This is a genomic window from Streptomyces flaveolus, from assembly GCF_000716535.1.
Taxonomy (GTDB): Bacteria; Actinomycetota; Actinomycetes; order Streptomycetales; family Streptomycetaceae; genus Streptomyces; species Streptomyces flaveolus_A.
Genome location: NZ_JNWV01000045.1, coordinates 1 through 16,983 on the forward strand (window position 1 = coordinate 1; position 16,983 = coordinate 16,983).

At 68.8% G+C, this 16,983-nt stretch carries 14 protein-coding genes and 2 pseudogenes; 7 read left to right on the forward strand and 9 right to left on the reverse strand.

Annotated features, from left to right (window positions below):
- The first annotated feature begins 197 nt into the window (after nucleotides 1-197).
- Together OO52_RS38570 and OO52_RS38575 are read left to right on the forward strand one after the other, a co-directional pair.
- Nucleotides 198-527, forward strand: coding sequence for a WhiB family transcriptional regulator (locus OO52_RS38570; RefSeq protein ID WP_030654681.1), 330 nt, complete (start codon nucleotides 198-200; stop codon nucleotides 525-527).
- Nucleotides 528-842: 315 nt separating this feature from the next.
- Nucleotides 843-2,198 (forward strand): phosphatase PAP2 family protein, encoded by a 1,356-nt coding sequence (locus OO52_RS38575; protein ID WP_051818913.1) that lies wholly within the window; start codon nucleotides 843-845, stop codon nucleotides 2,196-2,198.
- A gap of 52 nt (nucleotides 2,199-2,250) precedes the next feature.
- On the opposite strand, the gene OO52_RS38580 is transcribed toward OO52_RS38575, so the two are convergent.
- Both OO52_RS38580 and OO52_RS50205 read right to left on the reverse strand, forming a co-directional pair.
- Nucleotides 2,251-3,003 carry an SDR family NAD(P)-dependent oxidoreductase gene (locus OO52_RS38580; RefSeq protein WP_030654683.1) on the reverse strand — a complete coding sequence of 251 codons (753 nt, stop codon included), beginning with the start codon at nucleotides 3,001-3,003 and terminating at the stop codon, nucleotides 2,251-2,253.
- Between the two features lie 246 nt (nucleotides 3,004-3,249).
- Nucleotides 3,250-3,747: an MFS transporter gene (locus OO52_RS50205; RefSeq protein WP_199820027.1), complete on the reverse strand. Its 498-nt coding sequence runs from the start codon at nucleotides 3,745-3,747 to the stop codon at nucleotides 3,250-3,252.
- Between the two features lie 768 nt (nucleotides 3,748-4,515).
- Here OO52_RS50205 and OO52_RS38590 point away from each other — a divergent pair.
- Nucleotides 4,516-6,477 (forward strand): ABC transporter permease, encoded by a 1,962-nt coding sequence (locus OO52_RS38590; RefSeq protein ID WP_158712617.1) that lies wholly within the window; start codon nucleotides 4,516-4,518, stop codon nucleotides 6,475-6,477.
- Nucleotides 6,478-6,898: 421 nt separating this feature from the next.
- Here OO52_RS38590 and OO52_RS38595 read toward each other — a convergent pair whose 3' ends face one another.
- The 4 genes and pseudogenes from OO52_RS38595 to OO52_RS38610 form a co-directional block, all read right to left on the reverse strand.
- Nucleotides 6,899-7,855 carry an alpha/beta fold hydrolase gene (locus tag OO52_RS38595; RefSeq protein ID WP_030654674.1) on the reverse strand — a complete coding sequence of 319 codons (957 nt, stop codon included), beginning with the start codon at nucleotides 7,853-7,855 and terminating at the stop codon, nucleotides 6,899-6,901.
- Between the two features lie 393 nt (nucleotides 7,856-8,248).
- Nucleotides 8,249-8,830 (reverse strand): hypothetical protein, encoded by a 582-nt coding sequence (locus OO52_RS38600; protein WP_030654671.1) that lies wholly within the window; start codon nucleotides 8,828-8,830, stop codon nucleotides 8,249-8,251.
- 424 nt (nucleotides 8,831-9,254) lie between these two features.
- Nucleotides 9,255-9,914 (reverse strand): annotated as a pseudogene (locus OO52_RS38605) (sigma-70 family RNA polymerase sigma factor); the annotation flags it as partial.
- Between the two features lie 253 nt (nucleotides 9,915-10,167).
- Complete coding sequence (locus OO52_RS38610) at nucleotides 10,168-11,070, reverse strand: sigma factor-like helix-turn-helix DNA-binding protein (RefSeq protein ID WP_030654666.1); 903 nt, start codon at nucleotides 11,068-11,070, stop codon at nucleotides 10,168-10,170.
- Nucleotides 11,071-11,351: 281 nt separating this feature from the next.
- Here OO52_RS38610 and OO52_RS38615 point away from each other — a divergent pair, with 281 nt between their 5' ends.
- Nucleotides 11,352-12,086, forward strand: a complete 735-nt coding sequence (locus OO52_RS38615; protein ID WP_030654663.1) for an alpha/beta fold hydrolase — start codon at nucleotides 11,352-11,354, stop codon at nucleotides 12,084-12,086.
- Between the two features lie 363 nt (nucleotides 12,087-12,449).
- Nucleotides 12,450-13,799, forward strand: a complete 1,350-nt coding sequence (locus tag OO52_RS38620; RefSeq protein ID WP_030654661.1) for an NAD(P)/FAD-dependent oxidoreductase — start codon at nucleotides 12,450-12,452, stop codon at nucleotides 13,797-13,799.
- Between the two features lie 99 nt (nucleotides 13,800-13,898).
- Here OO52_RS38620 and OO52_RS38625 read toward each other — a convergent pair whose 3' ends face one another.
- Nucleotides 13,899-14,450 carry a hypothetical protein gene (locus OO52_RS38625; protein ID WP_030654658.1) on the reverse strand — a complete coding sequence of 184 codons (552 nt, stop codon included), beginning with the start codon at nucleotides 14,448-14,450 and terminating at the stop codon, nucleotides 13,899-13,901.
- A gap of 193 nt (nucleotides 14,451-14,643) precedes the next feature.
- Nucleotides 14,644-14,895, reverse strand: a complete 252-nt coding sequence (locus OO52_RS38630; RefSeq protein WP_030939674.1) for a hypothetical protein — start codon at nucleotides 14,893-14,895, stop codon at nucleotides 14,644-14,646.
- Nucleotides 14,896-15,336: 441 nt separating this feature from the next.
- On the opposite strand from OO52_RS38630, the gene OO52_RS38635 reads away from it, so the two are divergent.
- On the forward strand, nucleotides 15,337-16,200 hold the full coding sequence (locus OO52_RS38635) for an RNA polymerase sigma factor (RefSeq protein WP_030654652.1): 864 nt from the start codon (nucleotides 15,337-15,339) through the stop codon (nucleotides 16,198-16,200).
- Here OO52_RS38635 and OO52_RS52265 read toward each other — a convergent pair.
- Nucleotides 16,157-16,591, reverse strand: coding sequence for a hypothetical protein (locus tag OO52_RS52265; RefSeq protein WP_158965154.1), 435 nt, complete (start codon nucleotides 16,589-16,591; stop codon nucleotides 16,157-16,159). The two genes, OO52_RS38635 and OO52_RS52265, sit on opposite strands and share 44 nt — an antisense overlap.
- Nucleotides 16,592-16,703: 112 nt before the next feature.
- On the opposite strand from OO52_RS52265, the pseudogene OO52_RS48475 reads away from it, so the two are divergent.
- Nucleotides 16,704-16,968: pseudogene (locus tag OO52_RS48475) on the forward strand (WhiB family transcriptional regulator).
- Nucleotides 16,969-16,983: the final 15 nt, after the last annotated feature.

Genomic DNA, 16,983 nt, shown 5'->3' on the forward strand with positions numbered 1-16,983 from the left:
GAGCACATGTTCAGGCGAAGGCCGCTTCCATGTACGGCGGATACCGGACCGAGTGATCAAGTTCGACGCACCATTCGACGTCGGCCGTTAAAGATCAAGGTAGTGGAGAGGATCACCATGCCATGTCGTGGGCATACGGTCTGCACCAAGCCCCCCGCAGGCGTAAGGGGGCACCAGTAGGGGAGGGGCCGCCGGCGATGGCAACGGGCGATCTGGAGTGGGAGACGCAGGCGAAGTGCCGTACCGCGGACCCTGAGGCCCTGTTCGTCGAGGGTGCGGCTCAGAATCGGGCGAAGGCGCTGTGCAGCGGCTGCCCGGTCCGGACCGAATGCCTCGCCCACGCTCTCGACAACCGGATCGAACACGGCATTTGGGGAGGCATGACCGAGCGTGAACGCCGCAGTCTTCTGCGGCGCCGCCCGACGGTGACTTCCTGGCGCCTGCTGCTGGAGGCTGCCCGCACCGAGCACGCGGGCCCGAACCGGCTCCTCCCGGCCCAGGCCACACACCGCAATCGGACCGCCTGAACAGCGGATCGGGACTGCGCCGCGTGCGGCACGTCGGCAGAAAGGCCAAGGCGAGGGGCGACGGACTGCGAGTCGGGAGGCGGCAGGAGGCGGCCGGCACGATGGCGTGCCGCCGTCGGTAGCCGCAGCCTGCTCGAAGACCCGGAGGGCCTGACTGCCGACCGCGCAGCGAAAATCTCGTGATCCCTCGACCCCCGCAAGCCGCGCACGTTGCTCCGATAGCATGTTCGAACTCGCGGTGCTTACCCACATCGCTTTCCATCTGTCGGACTCATTCGAAAACGGCCAAAACGATTGAAATCCATAGCGTCGCGGGTGTTCTCGCGAGAAGACGGCAGAACCGTGCCGGCCGCATGGCGTCGACGGCGAGCAATAGTGTGGGCCGCGGCGGGATTGGCGGCCCTCGGATTCCTCGTCGAGCTGGAGATCGCCGCTCGGCATTACGGTCAACCAGGGCCTGTCACCGGCCAGGTGAGGGAGCTGATATTCGCCCCGAAACCGGGACCGGTGTACGGCGGTCTGGCGCTGATGATGGTAGTGCTCACCTGGCGCCAACGGTTCATCGCCGCCGGGCTCGCGATCGGGATGGACGCCGTCCTGGTACTGGTGCGGTGGGCGGTCGACGCCAGGGTGACCGATGGCCATCTCTTCGGCAACGGTGCGTTGTGGGTGATGCTGGGATTCGCGGTCGTCGCTGTCACGCGCCGCACGGGACCGGAGCGCATTCTGCTGCTGAAGAGCGTCGGGCTGGGCCTGCTCCTGGTGACCGGCCGCAGGATCGGCGACACTTGGCTGTTCCTGACGGCGAAGGCCCGCCCGATGGTGCTCGACCAGTACGTGGCAACTGCCGATCACGCGCTGGGCAACCCGTCGTGGCTGGCAGGCCGGATCCTCAGAGCCACCGACCCGATCGGCACGCATCTGCTCCACCTGGTGTACGCGCAGCTTGCGGTGGCCGCGGTGGTCGTCGCGCTGTACCAGCTGCGTAACGTGGCCGTCGAGCGCCGCTTCCCGCGCCACCATCTGGTGCGCACATTTCTGGTGATCGGCCTCCTCGGACCGGGCATCTACATGATCTTCCCGGTGGTCGGACCGGTCTTCGCCTACGGCCCGGGCGCCTCCGGCACCGGCGGCGTGCAGTGGGCGGTGGCCAACCTGTGGCCGAACACGCCCCCGTCGATCACCACCCCGCACCTGATGTCGTACGACGACATCACCCCCCGCAACTGCATGCCCAGCCTGCACACCGCGTGGGCTACCGCGATCTTCATCCATACCCGTAAGGGACCACGGCTCCTGCGCTTCGCAGGGACGTTCTGGCTGATCGCCACGCTCGGCGCCACACTGGGCTTCGGCTACCACTACGGCGCGGATCTCGTCGCCGGCGTAGTGTTCGCGCTCACCATCGAGGCAGCGCTCCGCTCGCTCGCCCATGGCTGGAACCGACCGCAAATCCAGTTGGTCACCTACGGCACCACGGTCTTTGCCGCACTCTTGCTGTCGTACCGCTATCTGCCGATGGAGTTGGCCAGACATCCAGGGATTTTCGGACCACTCCTCCTTCTGGCCATGACCTCGGTGATCTACGGCTACGTGCGGACCACCAAACAACTGAGCTGGCTCCAGCCGAGTGGACACGCCGCTCCACGCGCTCTCGCGGAAACGCCGTAATCGAAGCGGCGTGCACGGGCACCCTGACCCAGAACCCTCACATCAGGCCCTCTCAAGGCATGACGTCGCCGCTGTTGGGGCCGAGCACCTGACCGACATACAGGTTGCCCGAGGGATCACCGGCGAGCAGTACGGCGGTCGGGGCCACCTCCTCGGGCACACCGAAGCGGCCCAGCGGAAGTTCGGCGCGTTTCGCCTTCTTCCATTCCTCGCTGATCCCGGCCACGAGCGGCGCCTCGATGGGGCCGGGCGCGATGGCGTTCACCAGGACACCGTACGGGGCGAGTTCGCGGGCCAGGGCTTTGGTGAGGCCGACGACCCCGGCCTTGGCCGCCGAGTAGTGGACCAGGCTCTCCGCGCCCTTCAGCGCGAGTTGCGAGGAGACGTTGATGATGCGGCCGGCACCCTGGCGGACCATGATGGGTGCCGTCCAGCGACAGCAGAGGAACACACTGCGCAGGTCGACCGCGATCATCTCGTCCCAGATGTGCACCGGCATGTCGACGAAGGGCACTTCGGTGAGCAGTCCGGCGCAGTTGACGAGGATGTCGATGCGTCCGAATTCCCGGTGCGCCGAGTCGACCATCGCGCGGGTGGCGTCCGCGTCGGTGAGGTCGATCTGGTGGGTCGTGGCCCTCGCACCCGTCGCCCGTGCCCGGGCCGCCGTCGCCTCGACGCCCTGACGGTTGCGGTCGGCCAGGAAGAGGTGTGCCCCTTGAGCCGCGTAGGCGTCGGCGATCGCCGCGCCGATTCCGCCGGCGGCGCCGGTGATCACGGCGACACGCTGCTGGAGTGAGTGACGCATGGTGACCTCTTTCAGCTTGGCCAGCGGACGGTGAGACCGCCGTCGACGATGAGTTGCTGCCCGGTCACGTAGGCGGACCCCGGCGCTGAGCAGGCCGGTCAGCAGCGCTGACCCCACGATCGCGCCGACGGGGCCCATAGTGTGCGCCACGTTCGGGCCCAGCCCGCGCACCTGGGCGGGGAACGACTCACCCATGTAGAACAGCAGGGCCGCGTAGGGACCAGTCAGGAAGAACAGCGACAGCGCCTACAGGGCGATGACGAAGACGCTGCTGGAGGGACCGAGCAGCATGACGCCGGTGAGAACGGCCCCGATGGACCAGCCGACGATGATGGTGGTGCGCCGGCCGATGCGGTCGCCGACCCAGCCGTGGAACAGGTAGCCGGCGAAGCCGACCGCGTTGGCCAGGACCAGGACCAGCAGGGCGTTGCTGAAGGAGACGTGCTTGCCCTGGGTGAGGACGGTGGTGCCGAGCACCGAGAACACCTGGATGGCCATCCAGTTGAACAGCCACGCCAGCGACAGGCAGATCGTGTGCCGCCGCAGCCCCGGCGCGAAGACGTCGCGCAGGGTGGCCTTGGCCTCCCCGGACACCGTCAGGCCGACCCGTCTGCTGAGTTCCTCGGCATCGGCGACGTCCCCGTCGGCCTTCCGCCGGCGGATCTGCGCGAGGGCCGCGTACGCCGGCGACTCGGGCAGCCTGGTGGCCGCCAGGCCATGGCCCTGTTGCTGCGGCGGCTCCAGGGAGAGGACGTTCGCTCCAAGCGACTACGCCCCCGCCTCATCGCACGGGCTTCAACGCTCCCGCAACCATAGGCGTACCGTCGAAGCGTAAGGCTGATGTCTTCCTCGCCGGGCATCGCCTGCAACCTCAATTGCCACCGTTGAGTCACAACCCACTACACACGCTGTGTATAGTCATGCCGGCGCCCGGACGCACTCCCGTCCATGGCTGCCGTGCCGTGCGTCGCATGCGCAGTGGGCGACCGTTCTCGTGGGCCGTCCCAGCAGGCTTCGACCCGGCCTTCCGGTCCCAGCCTGCTCCCTGCCGTCGGGCCAGGTACAGCCCTGCTGCAGCATGAGAGGAAGCCAGTGAGCTCACGCAGACGAGATCAGCACGGTTCCCTACCGGCCCCGGCCCCGCACGGCCGAAGGCGCATCGGCCGGTTCAGCGCACTCGCCCTCGGAGCAAGACTCGCCCTGACCGGCGGCCGGGGGAGCGTGGTACGAACCGTTCTCATGGCCGCGGGGATCGGAATCGGTGTAGCCGTGGTCCTCCTTGCGGCATCGGTCCCCACGGCCCGGCATCATCGCGACGCGCGCATTCACAGCCGCATCGACGTCAACCTGGACGACCGGACCGTACCGGCGTCCCGACGCACCGTACTGGTCAGGGACATCGACACCGTGTTCCGCGGTGCTTCGATCCGCGGCCGGCTGGTGGAACCGGAGGGGGCCGACGCCCCTCTGCCGCCCGGACTCGACAGGTACCCGCGGCCAGGCGAAATGGTTGTGTCGCCGGCTCTCGAACGACTGCTCGCGGAGCCCGGAAACGGGCTGCTGCGTGCCCGCCTCGACCACCCGGTCGTAGGAGAGGTGAACGACTCGGGCCTGCTCGGCCCCGGCGAGTACGTCTTCTTCCTGGGCGGCGAGCACCTGGAGACGGGCGTAGCGGGCACACGGCGGCTCGACCACTTCGGCAAGGTCTATCCGGACAAGCCCCTGGCCCCCGATCTCGTCCTGCTCACCGTCGTCGGCATCGTGGTACTGCTCACCCCGGTCGCCGTCTTCATCGCAGCCGCCACCAGGTTCGGCGGTGAACACCGCGACCGGCGACTGGCCGCGCTGCGGCTGATCGGCGCGGACCGCGGCATGACGGCCCGCATCGCCGCCGGTGAGACACTGGCCGGCTCCCTCGTCGGCGTCGCCGTGGGCGCGGGCCTGTTCGCCGTGGGACGCCGGTTCGTCGAAATGGTCGACGTCCAGGGACTCAGTGTCTTCGCACAGGACCTCACCCCCGATCCGGCCCTGGCGGCCGTGGTGGTCGTCGCCGTGCCCTGCCTGTCCCTGGTCAGCGCTCACCTGGCGATGAACAAGGTGGTGGCCGAACCGCTGGGAGTGGTACGCAGGTCCACCGTCGCCAAGCGGCGACTGTGGTGGCGCGTCGCCCTGCCGCTGTTCGGCCTGTTGCTCCTGCGGACGTCCCTCCGGGACGCATCGGCGGTTCAGAGCACCGCAGGTGTCCTCACGGTGGTCGCCGGTATGCTCGCGCTGCTCGTGGGTGTGACCGCTGTCCTGCCCTGGCTCCTCGAGCGGCTCACCGAACGGGCCGGCGGGTCGGGCCCCCTTTCCTGGCAACTCGCGATGCGCAGGCTGCGGTCGCACAGCGAAGCGGCCACCCGATCGGTCAACGGCATCGTGGTAGCCGTCGCCGGGGCCATCGCCTTGCAGACCCTCTTCACCGGTATCTCCAACGGCCATACGGGCGACCACCGGTCCACGGCACAGGTGCGGTCGGCGCCGGACACGCAGGTCGGCGTGGTGCGTCTTGTCGGAGCCGACGGCGAGAAACCGTACGTTTCCCAGCTCGCCCGGACCCCCGGGGTGACCCAGGTCGTCGGCTTCAGCGAAGTGCAGGTGAGCGAAGTTCCCTACGGGATCCTGCAGACCGTACGCATCGCCGACTGCGCGGAACTTCGTCACCTGGCCTCCGTGCCCACGTGCTCAGGCGGCGACGCCTTCCTGGTCGTCCCCCGCAACGGGAGCACTGACGACACGTCGGAGTGGAAGACGGGCACGAGGATGCGCATGGACATGAGTGGCTTGGACTGGAAGGTCCCCCGGATCACCGCCACGGTTGGCGCCAGGCCGGGAAACCCTCAAGGGGCCTTCCCCGAGACGATGTTGCGCGCCACGCCCGAAGCCGCCGGCGCATCCGCGGTCGCACACGCGACCCGTGTCGTGAGCGTCGCGTACCGCACTTCCCAAGAAGACGTCCAAGAACACATCCGCACTGCCGCGGCCCGGTTGAGCCCGCAGTTCCAGGTCGACTTCCCGGGGGAGCGGAAGGAGGACACGGCTCTGGGAAGCATCAGGCGCGCCTTGCTCGCAGGTGTTGCCGTCGTCCTGCTTCTGATCGCCACGAGCATGCTGATCGGCGCGGTCGAACAACTGAGGGACCAGAAGCGGGTCATGGCGATGCTCGTCGCCGTGGGCGCGCCTCGGCGAACCCTCAGCGGCTCGGTGCTGTGGCAGACCGCGCTGCCCGTGGCGATCGGGATGCTCGTCGCAGGAGTGGTCGGGACGGCGCTCGGCGGCGCCCTCCTCCACCTCGTCGGCCGTACAGCGGTATTCGACTGGATCAGCATGCTGGCGATGACCGGCATCGGCGCAGGAGCGGTCCTGCTGGTGACCGTGTTGACGCTGCCGACCCTGCGGCAGGTCACCCGCGCGGAGGCCATTCGCCACGAGTGATGTACGCAATCCGGGTGTCCTCGACCCGGACGACGGCGAGGCCGCGTCATGAACGGCGTCTCGAACGCTCCAGGATCACCCCGCAGGATGCGCAGGACGCCGTCTGGAAGGGGCTGCGCGGGAGCTGGTCGGCTCGGCCGCTCGGCGGGCGGACGGCACCCTCGCCGCCGCTGTCGCCCTGTTCGCGCTGCCCGCCGATCATCCGCTCGCGGGAGTTCCGGCCCGGTCGGCGCGGTCGCCTTCAGTACCGTCCTGAGGCGACACCACCGTGTCCGCCCCGGTGCCGGCCGGACCGAGCCCCCTACGCGCTGCTGTCGGACACCATCGCCATCACACGGACGACGTCACCGCTGCCGCGCATCGCCTTCTTCAGGAGAGATCCGTGGCCGACACGTTCGTGACCTCGTGTCCGACGGAACGGCTACGGATTCTGTCGGCTCCCGAGCACACCGTGAGCGCGGAGGAAGGCGAGGACCGCAGCGCTGAACTGTGCGGGCCGTTCGAGATGCGCGAGATGCCCGGTGTCCTCGAGGATCGACAACTCGGCGGCGGGCATGCCCTCGTGCAGGAGGCGGCCCCATCGCGGTCCGCAGATGAAGTCGTCCCTGCCGGCCAGGACGAGTGCCGGTGTGGTGATCCCGGGCAGGGCGTCCAGGACGTCGAACGGAGTGCCCTGTCCCCGGGTGGGGGCCGCATACATCCGAAGTGCCTGACGAGCGGGTGCGAACTCGTGCTCCCTGCCCCAGTAGTCGAACAGATAGGCGGGCATGATCGTGCGCAGGACGGCGGTGGCGCCGTCGTCGTTGAGCAGGTCGAGGCGGGTCGTGAGGGCAGCTACGTAATCGGCCACCTCCGGATGGTCGTCGAGGTGACGATCCACGAACCGCTGCATGGCGGCGACCGCCGCGGACCAGAACTGCTCGTCCGCCACCGGTGACGTGTCGTACAGGACCAGGGCAGCGAGCCGCTCGGGGTGGTCGAGGGCGTACTGCTGGGCGACGAAACCACCATGGGAGTGGCCGAGCAGGGTGACCTCAGGCAGTTCCAGGTGTTCGACCACATGGTGCAGGAGACGCGCGTACGTGGTCACGGAGTAGTCGTGCGGATCGGGGAGTCGTCCGGAAACGCCGGTGCCGACCGGCTCGATGTACACCATGGTCAGGCTGCGTTCGAGCGCGGTCATGCGCAGGTATTCCCAGCCGATGCCCGGTCCGCCCGAGTGAGCGATGCATACAGGGCCGGTACCGGCGACGTGGTACCGCTGTTCGACGCGGGCGGCGCCGTGAGGGACGGTGATCGTGTGGGTGCCTGGGGACAGCGGCGATGACGCGTCGTCCGTCGTCCGGGGGAGTGTCTGCGGCTGCTGCGAGTGCTTCACATCTTCCGATGATCCGTCGCGGGGCGATCTCCTCCAAGAAGATACGCAACATGTCATCACACTGTTATCGGGCGGGCACGATGCGAACGACCGGTGCGGCGCCAGGTGAGCAGGGAAGTCCTGGGCGCTCGCCAGAACGGTTTCGTTAAGGGCGTCAGCGTACTCGTCACAACATTGTGTTGGGAGGGGCTGCACACACACCTTTGTCAGCTTCAGTGCTGTGGGAATGCGGTAGAGTGATCACAGTGTTCCCGGCGCAGGGTGGTAACCCATGAGCTCAGGAGCGCTTCCGCACCCGCTGCACGGAGCCGGGCGGGTGCAGTGCCCCGGACGTCAATCGATCCCCCGCGAATCGGCGTCCGGGGCCAACCACAGTCGCAACCGCGCAGCCGCTCAGGACCGCTGGGCCCGGTAGAGACCGCGCCCGGTCCGCCGGACCCGGGACGCACCGACGAGACGGTCGAGTGTGCTGCGGACCGCGTTGATGCTTCCATTGTCGGTGTCGCGGCCCAGTGCCGCCGCTACATCGCGGGCGCGTACGTCGGCGTCGCCGGCCTGTGAGAAGTACTCCAGAATCTGCTCGGTGAGCTCTCCGTAGGTCCGTTTCCCCTCGGTCTCGGGCCGGGAAGCTCGCTTGTCCGGTCCCCGCCGCTTCTTGGGCTGCCTCGAGTCTCGGCTGACCTCCGCCACGGCGGGGGGTCCGGCCGGAGGAATGTCCGTGTGCGCCGGCCTTGGCTCTGGCGCACGGCGCCGGCCCGCCTCGACGGTGTCCGCGGGGGCCGACGATCCACTCGCCGGATCCGCCATCAGGACTTGGAGTGCGCCCAAAGCCCGTTGGACGGTGTCGAGATGGGCCATGACGGCGGCCAGTTCCCTCTCCAGCGCCTGCTTCTGGAGCCGCAGACGCGCAAGATCCTCGTGCAGGCTCTGAGCGGTGACCTCGATGTCGCGCGCCGCGCCAGTTGCCTGGGCCATGTCTTCCTCTCATCCTCAGCTTTGCCGCGCCCGGCCCAGTTCACCTGGGGTGGCGTTCGACTCGGACGCCGGGATGGGCGCTTCGGTGCATCATATGCGGAACACGGTCTGCCGATGCATTCGCATCCGGGGACACCAGCGTAGTCACAGCGAAGAAGACGCAGTGATGTCTCGGTGAAAGCTTGCCCACCAATTGTTGCCACTGGCCTGCTCAAAACGCAACGACAAACGACCTCTGCAGCGTCGCGACCGCTCGCCGGACCCTCGCGACCGCCGCGGAGTGCCGCCGCTACATCGCGGGCGGGTCGGCACCGGCGCCATGGACAGACGATCACCGTCGTCGCCCCGCAGGTCAGCCGGCTGCCAGCAACGCCCTGAACTCCGGGACCGGTACCGGGGCGCCCAGCGTCTTGTCTTCTCGACGGCGAGTGGCGCCGGAGGACTTGCCACCGGACGGACGGACGTCGTCCGAGGCCAGAAGAGCCTCCAACGACGCGACGTCTCCGGTCCGCGCCGCCGTGACGAAGGCATCGAGGAGACGTCGGTGCTCAGCCGCATCCACGGACTCCCGCTGCTCGGCCGACAGGTGCTTGCGGGCCCGGCTCACGATCTTCCGTACATTGACAGGTGTCAGGCCCAGTATCTCGGCGATCTCGGCGTAGCCGTAGTCGAACGCCTCCCGTAGTACGTAGGCGGCTCGCTCGCTCGGGTTCAGCTTCTCCAGGAGGAGGAGCAGGGCCAGCTCGAGGGCCTCGGCCCGCTGCGCGCCGACCTCCGGGTCGCTGCTCGTGTCGACGGGCTCGGGCAGCCAGGGGCCGATGTAGGTCTCGCGGCGTACTCGGGCGGACTGGGCCACGTTGATGGCCAGCCGGGTCGTCGCACTCGACAGGAACGCCACTGGGTTCACCACCACCGAGCGGTCCGTTCTCTGCCAGCGCAGCCATACGTCCTGGACCACGTCCTCGGCCTCCGTCGCACTGCCCAGCACGCGGTACGCGATACCGAACAGGCGCGGGCGGACCTCCACGAAGACGGAAACGGCCTCGTCCAGGGTGCCCTCAGTGGAGGGCGTCTCACGATGCATGATCCTGTGTCTCCGTTCCCCGTGTACCGGTGCTGCCGACGGGCGCGCTCGTGCGACTGCCGTGCACCGGTCCGCCCCATCGGCCGACCCCCGAGCACGTCACAACAAGTCACAACGACTTCAACCGTGTCTTCTTCATAGACCGGGGCCATCCTCGATCTGTTACAGATCGATCAGGAAAAGTTGTCGCGGGCAGTCGAAAAGTGTTGTGCTGTGCGACCTGCGCGGGCCGGGTACACGGTGTGTGGGCGTCTCAGTCTTCGACTGCTGTGGAACTGGGGGTGCCGGGGGCGTGGGGGCGGTTCCAGGTGCGGAGTTTGTCGGGGTTGAGGACGGCCCAGACCTGGATGACGTGGTGGCCCGTGACGTCGAAGCTGATGACGGCGGCGACCTGGTCGTTGTGGCGCACGACGATCGCGGTGCGGCCGTTGGCGGGGCCGAGGTGCAGGGTGGTGTCGCGGCGGGGAGTGAGGAGGGTGAGGAGGGTGCGGGCGACGTGCTGGTCGCCGCGCACCGGTCGGGTGAGGGCGCGGACCTTGCCGCCGCCGTCGAAGAACGCGGTGGCGTCCGGTGCCAACAGGGACGCCAGGTGGGCGGCGTCGGCTGTGACGCAGGCTCGCCGGACCGCGCGGACGATCCTGTCGTGCTGTTGTGGTGTGGTGGGGTGTGCGTGACTGGCACGCAGGCTGCGGCGGGCCCGGTCGGCGAGTTCGGCGCATTCGCGTGGTGTCCGTCCCACGATGTCGGCGACCGCTCGCGGTGGCATCGCGAAGACGTCGTTGAGGACGAACGCCGCCCGTTCGACGGGGGGCAGGGCGCCCAGGGCGCTGAGCAGGGCGTCGTTGATCTCCTCCTCCAGGGCCCGGTGGAGTCCCGCCGCCGTATCGCCGTCTTCCCCGCCCGAGCCTGCGGGCCGTCGCTCGGGCAGGACGAGGCGCGCCAGGCAGATGGAGCCCGTGGTTTCCGTCAGCCACGCATAGGGGTCGGTGATGCGTTCTCTCTGGAGATCGGACAAGCCGTACCACTGCCGATAGGTCTCGGTGACGACGTCTTCGGCCTCGGGGCCTGTGCCCAGCATCCAGTAGGCGACATTGAGCAGATGCCGTCGTTCGTCGAGCAGATCCGCGATGGGCACCGCGTCATCGGCCTGGTCCATACGGCATCCTCCCTCTCACACGGCACCACACGCCACAACCGAGATCGGCTGGAGCGACGTCCGTGACGGTCGGCGGACGGAGCACCCGGTCCCGGGATGCCTTGGCCCACGGGCTCGTCCTCGGCGCCCTCAGCAGTGCAGACCGGACAGGCGCGGATCATGTGACATGAGGACGCGCACTGTCCACCGACACGAGGGAATCCGTGAAACACAACAGTGTGACAGGATGCTGTTCCGACCCCGATTGCGAGGCGTCGTCCACTGAACGAAGGGACCTGTTCATGCCTGCCATCCTGATCCACGGCGTCCCCGACACCCACCGAGTGTGGGACGGCGTGCGGCGGCACCTGACCCGGACCGACGTGGAAGCCTGGGACCTGCCCGGTTTCGGTGCGGCACGCCCGGCCGGCTTCGGCTCCACGAAGGAGGAGTACGTGGACTGGCTCGTCGAACGGCTGGAGCGGATCGGGGAGCCGGTGGACCTGGTCGGTCACGACTGGGGGTGCATACTCACCGCCCGCGTCGCCTGTCTGCGTCCCGATCTGGTTCGTACCTGGGCGGGAGGCAACGGGCCGATCAACTCGGAGTACGAATGGCACCCGTTGGCCAAGATCTGGCAGGACCAGGTTGAAGGCGACCGCTTCATGGAGGAACTGCAAAGGGAACCGTTCGCCGACGACCTGGCGACCGGCTTCGACGTGCCCATCGACCTGGCCCGGGAAATGGCGAGCCGCGTGGACGGCCCGATGAAGGATTCCATCCTCAAGCTGTACCGGTCGGCTGTGACGATGGGAGCGGAGTGGGAGCCGGAGCTGTCCGCGGTGTCCGCGCCGTGCCTGGTCTTCTGGGGTGCGCTTGACCCCGCCTGTCAGATCGAGTTCGGGCGCAGGCTCGGCGCCTCCCTGCACGCCTCCGCGGTGCTCGAGTTGGACTGTAATCACTGGCCTCTGCTTCAGCGGCCCGCGGAGGTGGCCGAGATCCTGGAGACGCACTGGAGCCGGCACGCAGGCGTGTGACGATCGCGTCGTCGGGCCGAAGGAAAGGCCCTGTGCGCGGGCGCCGTTCTCCCATCCGTCCGTGCCGCGGTCCATGGAAGCGGACACGTCACCGTTGGCGAGGCATTCTGAGTCGGCGGTGAAGGAGCCGCGGTGTCCGGCTGGGTAAATCCCACTGGTGGTTGCAACGGTACGTGATGGGGGCGATGCGGTCTGAGGGTGCTGCGGACAGTACCGTCCCGAACCTCGCACAGCTCACGCTGGGCGCGTACGGCCAGATCGGCCCGGATCCACGCGCGAATCCCCATCGCGGCCCTCGGCCATGTCACACCACGAGGCTCTGACCGGTCTTCATAAGTGAAGCCGAGAGGAACAGAGGACACCGTGCGTGAGATCTTGATCGTGGGTGGTGGCTACGCGGGTTTCTACACCGCGTGGGGCCTGGAGAAGAAGCTGCGACGAGGTGAGGCACGCGTCACCGTGGTCGACCCTCGTCCGTACATGACGTACCAGCCGTTCCTCCCCGAGGTGGTCGCCGGGTCGGTGGAGGCCCGGCATGCCGCGGTCTCGCTGCGGCGGCACCTGCACCGGACCCGTCTGATCGCGGGCACGGTGACGGAGATCCGCAACAGCGCGCGCACGGTCACGGTCCGGCCGGAGACCGGGCCGGACTTCGATCTCCACTACGACGTGCTGGTGGTGACGGCGGGAGCCGTCACGCGCACGTTCCCGATCCCGGGGCTGAGCGACCAGGCGTACGGACTGAAGCATGTCGAGGAGGCCGTGGCGATCCGCGACCGGCTGCTCACCTCGTTCGACCGCGCGGCGACCCTTCCGCGCGGGCCCGAGCGCCGAAAGCTGCTCACCGTCACCGTCATCGGAGGCGGATTCTCCGGAGTGGAGGGCTTCGGCGAGCTGCTGGCACTGGCGACGGCCCTGCTCAAGCACTACCCGGAGATCGATGCCGGAGAACTGGCCTTCCACCTGATCGAGGCGCGCGACCGGATCCTTCCCGAGGTCACCGACCGGCCCGGTGAATGGGTGGTGCGCTCGCTGGAGAAGCGGGGTGCGCGGGTACATCTGAACACCCAGCTCGTCTCCGCTCAGGACGGGCGCGTCGTGCTGTCCGACGGTGAGGAGTACGACTCGGGCCTGATCGTGTGGACGGCGGGCAACGCGTCCAATCCGATCGTGCACAACCACACCGACCTCCCGGTCGACGAACGTGGCCTGCTGACGGTGCGTGCGGATCTCCGGGTCGGTACGGACACCGAGGTGGTGCCGGACGTCTGGGCGGCCGGCGACGACGCCTCGGTGCCCGACCTCGCGGCCGGACGACCGGACGCCCGCACGGTGCCCAACGCCCAGCACGCCGTCCGCCAGGGCAAGCGTCTGGCGAAGAACATCCTGGCCTCACTGCGTGGCCGGCCGACCAAGGACTACGTGCACCACAGTCTGGGGGTGGTGGCCACGCTGGGCCTGGGCCGCGGCATCTTCCAGTACCGGCGCCTGGTGATCAAGGGCTTCCCGGCCTGGCTGATGCACCGGGGCTACCACGTCCTGGCCGTTCCCAGCTGGGAACGTAAGATCCGCGTTTTCGCGGTGTGGGCCACCGCCGCCTTCTACGGCCGCGACATCGTTTCCCTCGTCTCGGTCCAGCACCCGAGAGAAGCCTTCGTCTCCAGCGGCGCCCCACGCCGCAGCGAGGAGCCCAAGGACGCCGTCGCCGGATGAGCCGGCGGTGACGTACCGGGCGGCGGGCGCTTCGCCAGGAGCACCCGTTGCCCGGGGGCGGGCCACTGCCTCCCGGCGTGGGGAAGTACGGTCTCCGGGTCAGGGCTTGGCGGCGCGGTACAGGCCGCGGCCGACACGGCGAATGCGGGAGGCACCGACCAGACGGTCGAGCGTGCTCCGGACGGCGTTGATGCTGCCACTGTCGGTGTCACGGCCCAGAGCGGCGGCGACATCGCGGGCACGGACGTCGGTGTCCGCGACTTCGGCGAAGTACGCCAGGATCTGTTCGGTCAGCTTGCCGTACTTCGAGGCGCTGTCGGTCTCGGCCTCGGCCTCCGCGTCGGTGCGGTCGGACGTCCCCCGGCTCTCGTCAGCGTCCTGTGTCGGGCTCGCCGGTGTCGCTCGCCGCTCGGGCGCCGGCTCTGCCGAGGGCCGTACCTCCACAGGACCGGGTGCCGCGGACGACGCAGCGGCCATGGGCAACAGGGCCTGAAGGGCGCTGAGGGCTCGCTGCACGGAGTCGAGGTGAGCGGTGACCGCGGAAAGTTCCCTCTCCAGGGCCTGCTTCTGAACCTCCAGCCGGGCCAGGTCCTCCCGGAGGCTCTCGGCGGTGATCTCGATGTTGCGAGCCGTGGGAGTCACGGAGCCCATGCGTTCCTCTCGTCCTCAACCCTTTTCCGGCGGGCCGCCGATGTGCCGGCGACGTCAGCCCGGCCCCACACCGGCGGGATGCTACCCGGACATCATATGCAGCGGCCCCCGCGGGTCCGGAACGGAGCGGGCGGACACCGGAGAGCGCGCGTCGACTGCCGAGACGACTCACCGGATCCGCCCGCGTGCTCTGTCAGGGGCGGCCGGTCGTCGAGTGATCGAGCCGTGTGTCGCCTGCCCCGCCAGGGTGCTTCTGGCCGTCAGCGGGCGCAGCCACCGAGTGCTGCAGTCGCCGTAGGGTCTCGGAGACCGCGTCGATGCGAGCGTCCACCGTGTTGATCGCCTCTCGGAGCAGGCGCAGCCGTCCCTCGAGCAGCGCCGCCTCCGCCGCCAGCGACGCGGTGGCGGCGGCGGGATCGGTCTGCCGGTCAGTGCTTCGGGGCATTCTCTCGTCCTTCCTCGGCTTGTGCCGGAAGCCTGGGCACGGACTCGTCTCCAGCAGCGATCACCCGAACGCGTCGCCTGACGTGTGTCCCTGCCATGCTCCTCCTTCTTCGCCGCAGGGCTTGAGCGAATGGCGCCGCAAGCCGTCGACACCGCATAGACCAGGCAGTGCGGAGAGCTGTGACAGCCGTGGTCCAGCGCGCCCTGTTACCGCGTTCTCCCTGCCGCCCAGAGAGGAGGTGAGTGTGTGACGGGCCGCCCCGGGTAAGGGCACCTCGTGAGCGGCCCGTTCGACACCACTCACTGTATTGCCGTGGAGAATGACATCGACGGCGAGGCCGCATAACAGTGTGTTTCAGTGACACGGTTTCGGGATCCGAGAGATGCGCACGCCATAGCGGCAACCCTGGTGCCGGAGGGACGTTCGCAAGGAGGACGCGGTATGGAACCTGTCGGTGACACCCTGCCGATCGCGGAGTTGCTCGACGAGCGGCGGCATCTGCTGGAGGTCGCTCAGTGGATGCTGGGCAGCCGCATTGCGGCAGAGCGCGTCGCCGACGAGGCGTACCGGCGGTGGTACGGGCTCTCCGACAACCAGCGGGCGCGGATAACGGCACCACGGGCCTGGCTGACCCAGGTCGTCGGTGGCATCTGCCTGGGACGGCTGGCCCTGTCCGGCCGTCGGGAGGACGCCCAGGGCTCCCTGTCGGGGAGGGGACAGCGCGTCAGCGGCCTGGAGGGGGAGGCCAGCGCGGTGTTGCTGCGGACGTCGGACACGCTGTCACCGGCCGAGAGGGCGACTTTCGTCCTCAACGACGCCTTCGGAATGACACCGGGCACGGTTGCGGACATCGTGGGACAGTCCGGGGCGGAACGCGTCGATCCGGCGGACCGGGCCCGTCAAAGCCATCGGGCTCGGCGCGCACAGCCGACGTCGCCACGTTGGCAGGACGAGATCGCCCGAGCCGTACGACACGCGTGCGCCGACGGGGACGCCGACCGCCTGGCGTTCCTGCTGGCCCCCGAGGCCACCGCATACTTCGACGGCGGAGGCAAGGTCCGCGCGCTGACGCGGCCCGTCACCGGCGGCGAACGCGTCGCCCGGAGCCTGCTGACCCTGCTCGCCGGGCACCCCCGCACCACCTTGCACACCCACCCCGTCAACGGACGCACCGGTCTCGTGGTCCGCCACGACGACCAGGTCGCCGCGGTCATCACCCTCGACATCGCCGGCTCCCGCGTCGTCCAGGTCTTGGTCGTCCTCAACCCCGACAAACTGCGCCGCTGGAATCGCCCTGGCCCCTGACGGGTCGTCGAGCAGCGGCGACGAAGGCATCGAGCCGCTTGCGGTGCTCGGTGCCGTCGACGCTGTCCCGCTGGTCGTCGGTCAGGTGTTCGCGCGCCCGACTCACGGTCTCCCTCACGTCGACGGGGCTGAGCCGCGGTATCCGGTCTGCGGACGCGGGCCGACTGGGCCACGTCGATGTCCAGGTGGTGCCGGACAGGGACGTTCCGGGACTGACGACGGCGGTACGGTCGGTCCTCTGCCGGCGCAGCCGCACCTCCTGGACGACGTCCTCGGCCTTCGCCGCACCGCCCAGCACGCGATACGCGATCAGTATCGGGGTGGATTCCTCGCCGGCCTTCGGAGAAAGCGAGCCCCGGCACCGGTTCCATGTCACAGACACGCCGGCCATTCGGTCATCTCAAGTGACGAGCGGTGACGTATCGCCCACCCTCGCCTTCGCACTCCGTCACGACGAGCCGCCCCCGGAGACCGTATCCGTCCCTCACCGCAGGAGGTGTTCCATGGATTGGCGCGAACGGGCACTTTGCCAAGAAGAAGACCCTGATCTCTTCTTCCCGATAGGCAACGTCAACAGTGGCCCGGTGGCGATTCAGACGGACGAGGCGAAGGCCGTCTGCCGTCGTTGCCCCGTGAGGGAGCAGTGCTTGGCGTGGGCCGTCGACGCGGACCCCGTGGAGGGCATCTGGGGCGGTACGACGGAAGGGGAGCGCCGCCATGCGTCGGCGTACGGCGCGCGCGCCGGGGGAGACGGAAACCGCCGCGTGAGCGCAGGCCGAGTGA

Bases quoted from the DNA above. Each gene is read 5' to 3' on its own strand.
- OO52_RS38600 (WP_030654671.1), bottom strand. From the start codon at position 8,830: ATGGCCCAGGCAACTGGCGCGGCGCGCGACATCGAGGTCACCGCTCAG.
- OO52_RS52265 (WP_158965154.1), bottom strand. From the start codon at position 16,591: ATGGCCGGCGTGTCTGTGACATGGAACCGGTGCCGGGGCTCGCTTTCT.
- OO52_RS38615 (WP_030654663.1), top strand. From the start codon at position 11,352: ATGCCTGCCATCCTGATCCACGGCGTCCCCGACACCCACCGAGTGTGG.
- OO52_RS38630 (WP_030939674.1), bottom strand. From the start codon at position 14,895: ATGCCCCGAAGCACTGACCGGCAGACCGATCCCGCCGCCGCCACCGCG.
- OO52_RS38625 (WP_030654658.1), bottom strand. From the start codon at position 14,450: ATGGGCTCCGTGACTCCCACGGCTCGCAACATCGAGATCACCGCCGAG.
- OO52_RS38635 (WP_030654652.1), top strand. From the start codon at position 15,337: ATGGAACCTGTCGGTGACACCCTGCCGATCGCGGAGTTGCTCGACGAG.
- OO52_RS38570 (WP_030654681.1), top strand. From the start codon at position 198: ATGGCAACGGGCGATCTGGAGTGGGAGACGCAGGCGAAGTGCCGTACC.
- OO52_RS38580 (WP_030654683.1), bottom strand. From the start codon at position 3,003: ATGCGTCACTCACTCCAGCAGCGTGTCGCCGTGATCACCGGCGCCGCC.
- OO52_RS38610 (WP_030654666.1), bottom strand. From the start codon at position 11,070: ATGGACCAGGCCGATGACGCGGTGCCCATCGCGGATCTGCTCGACGAA.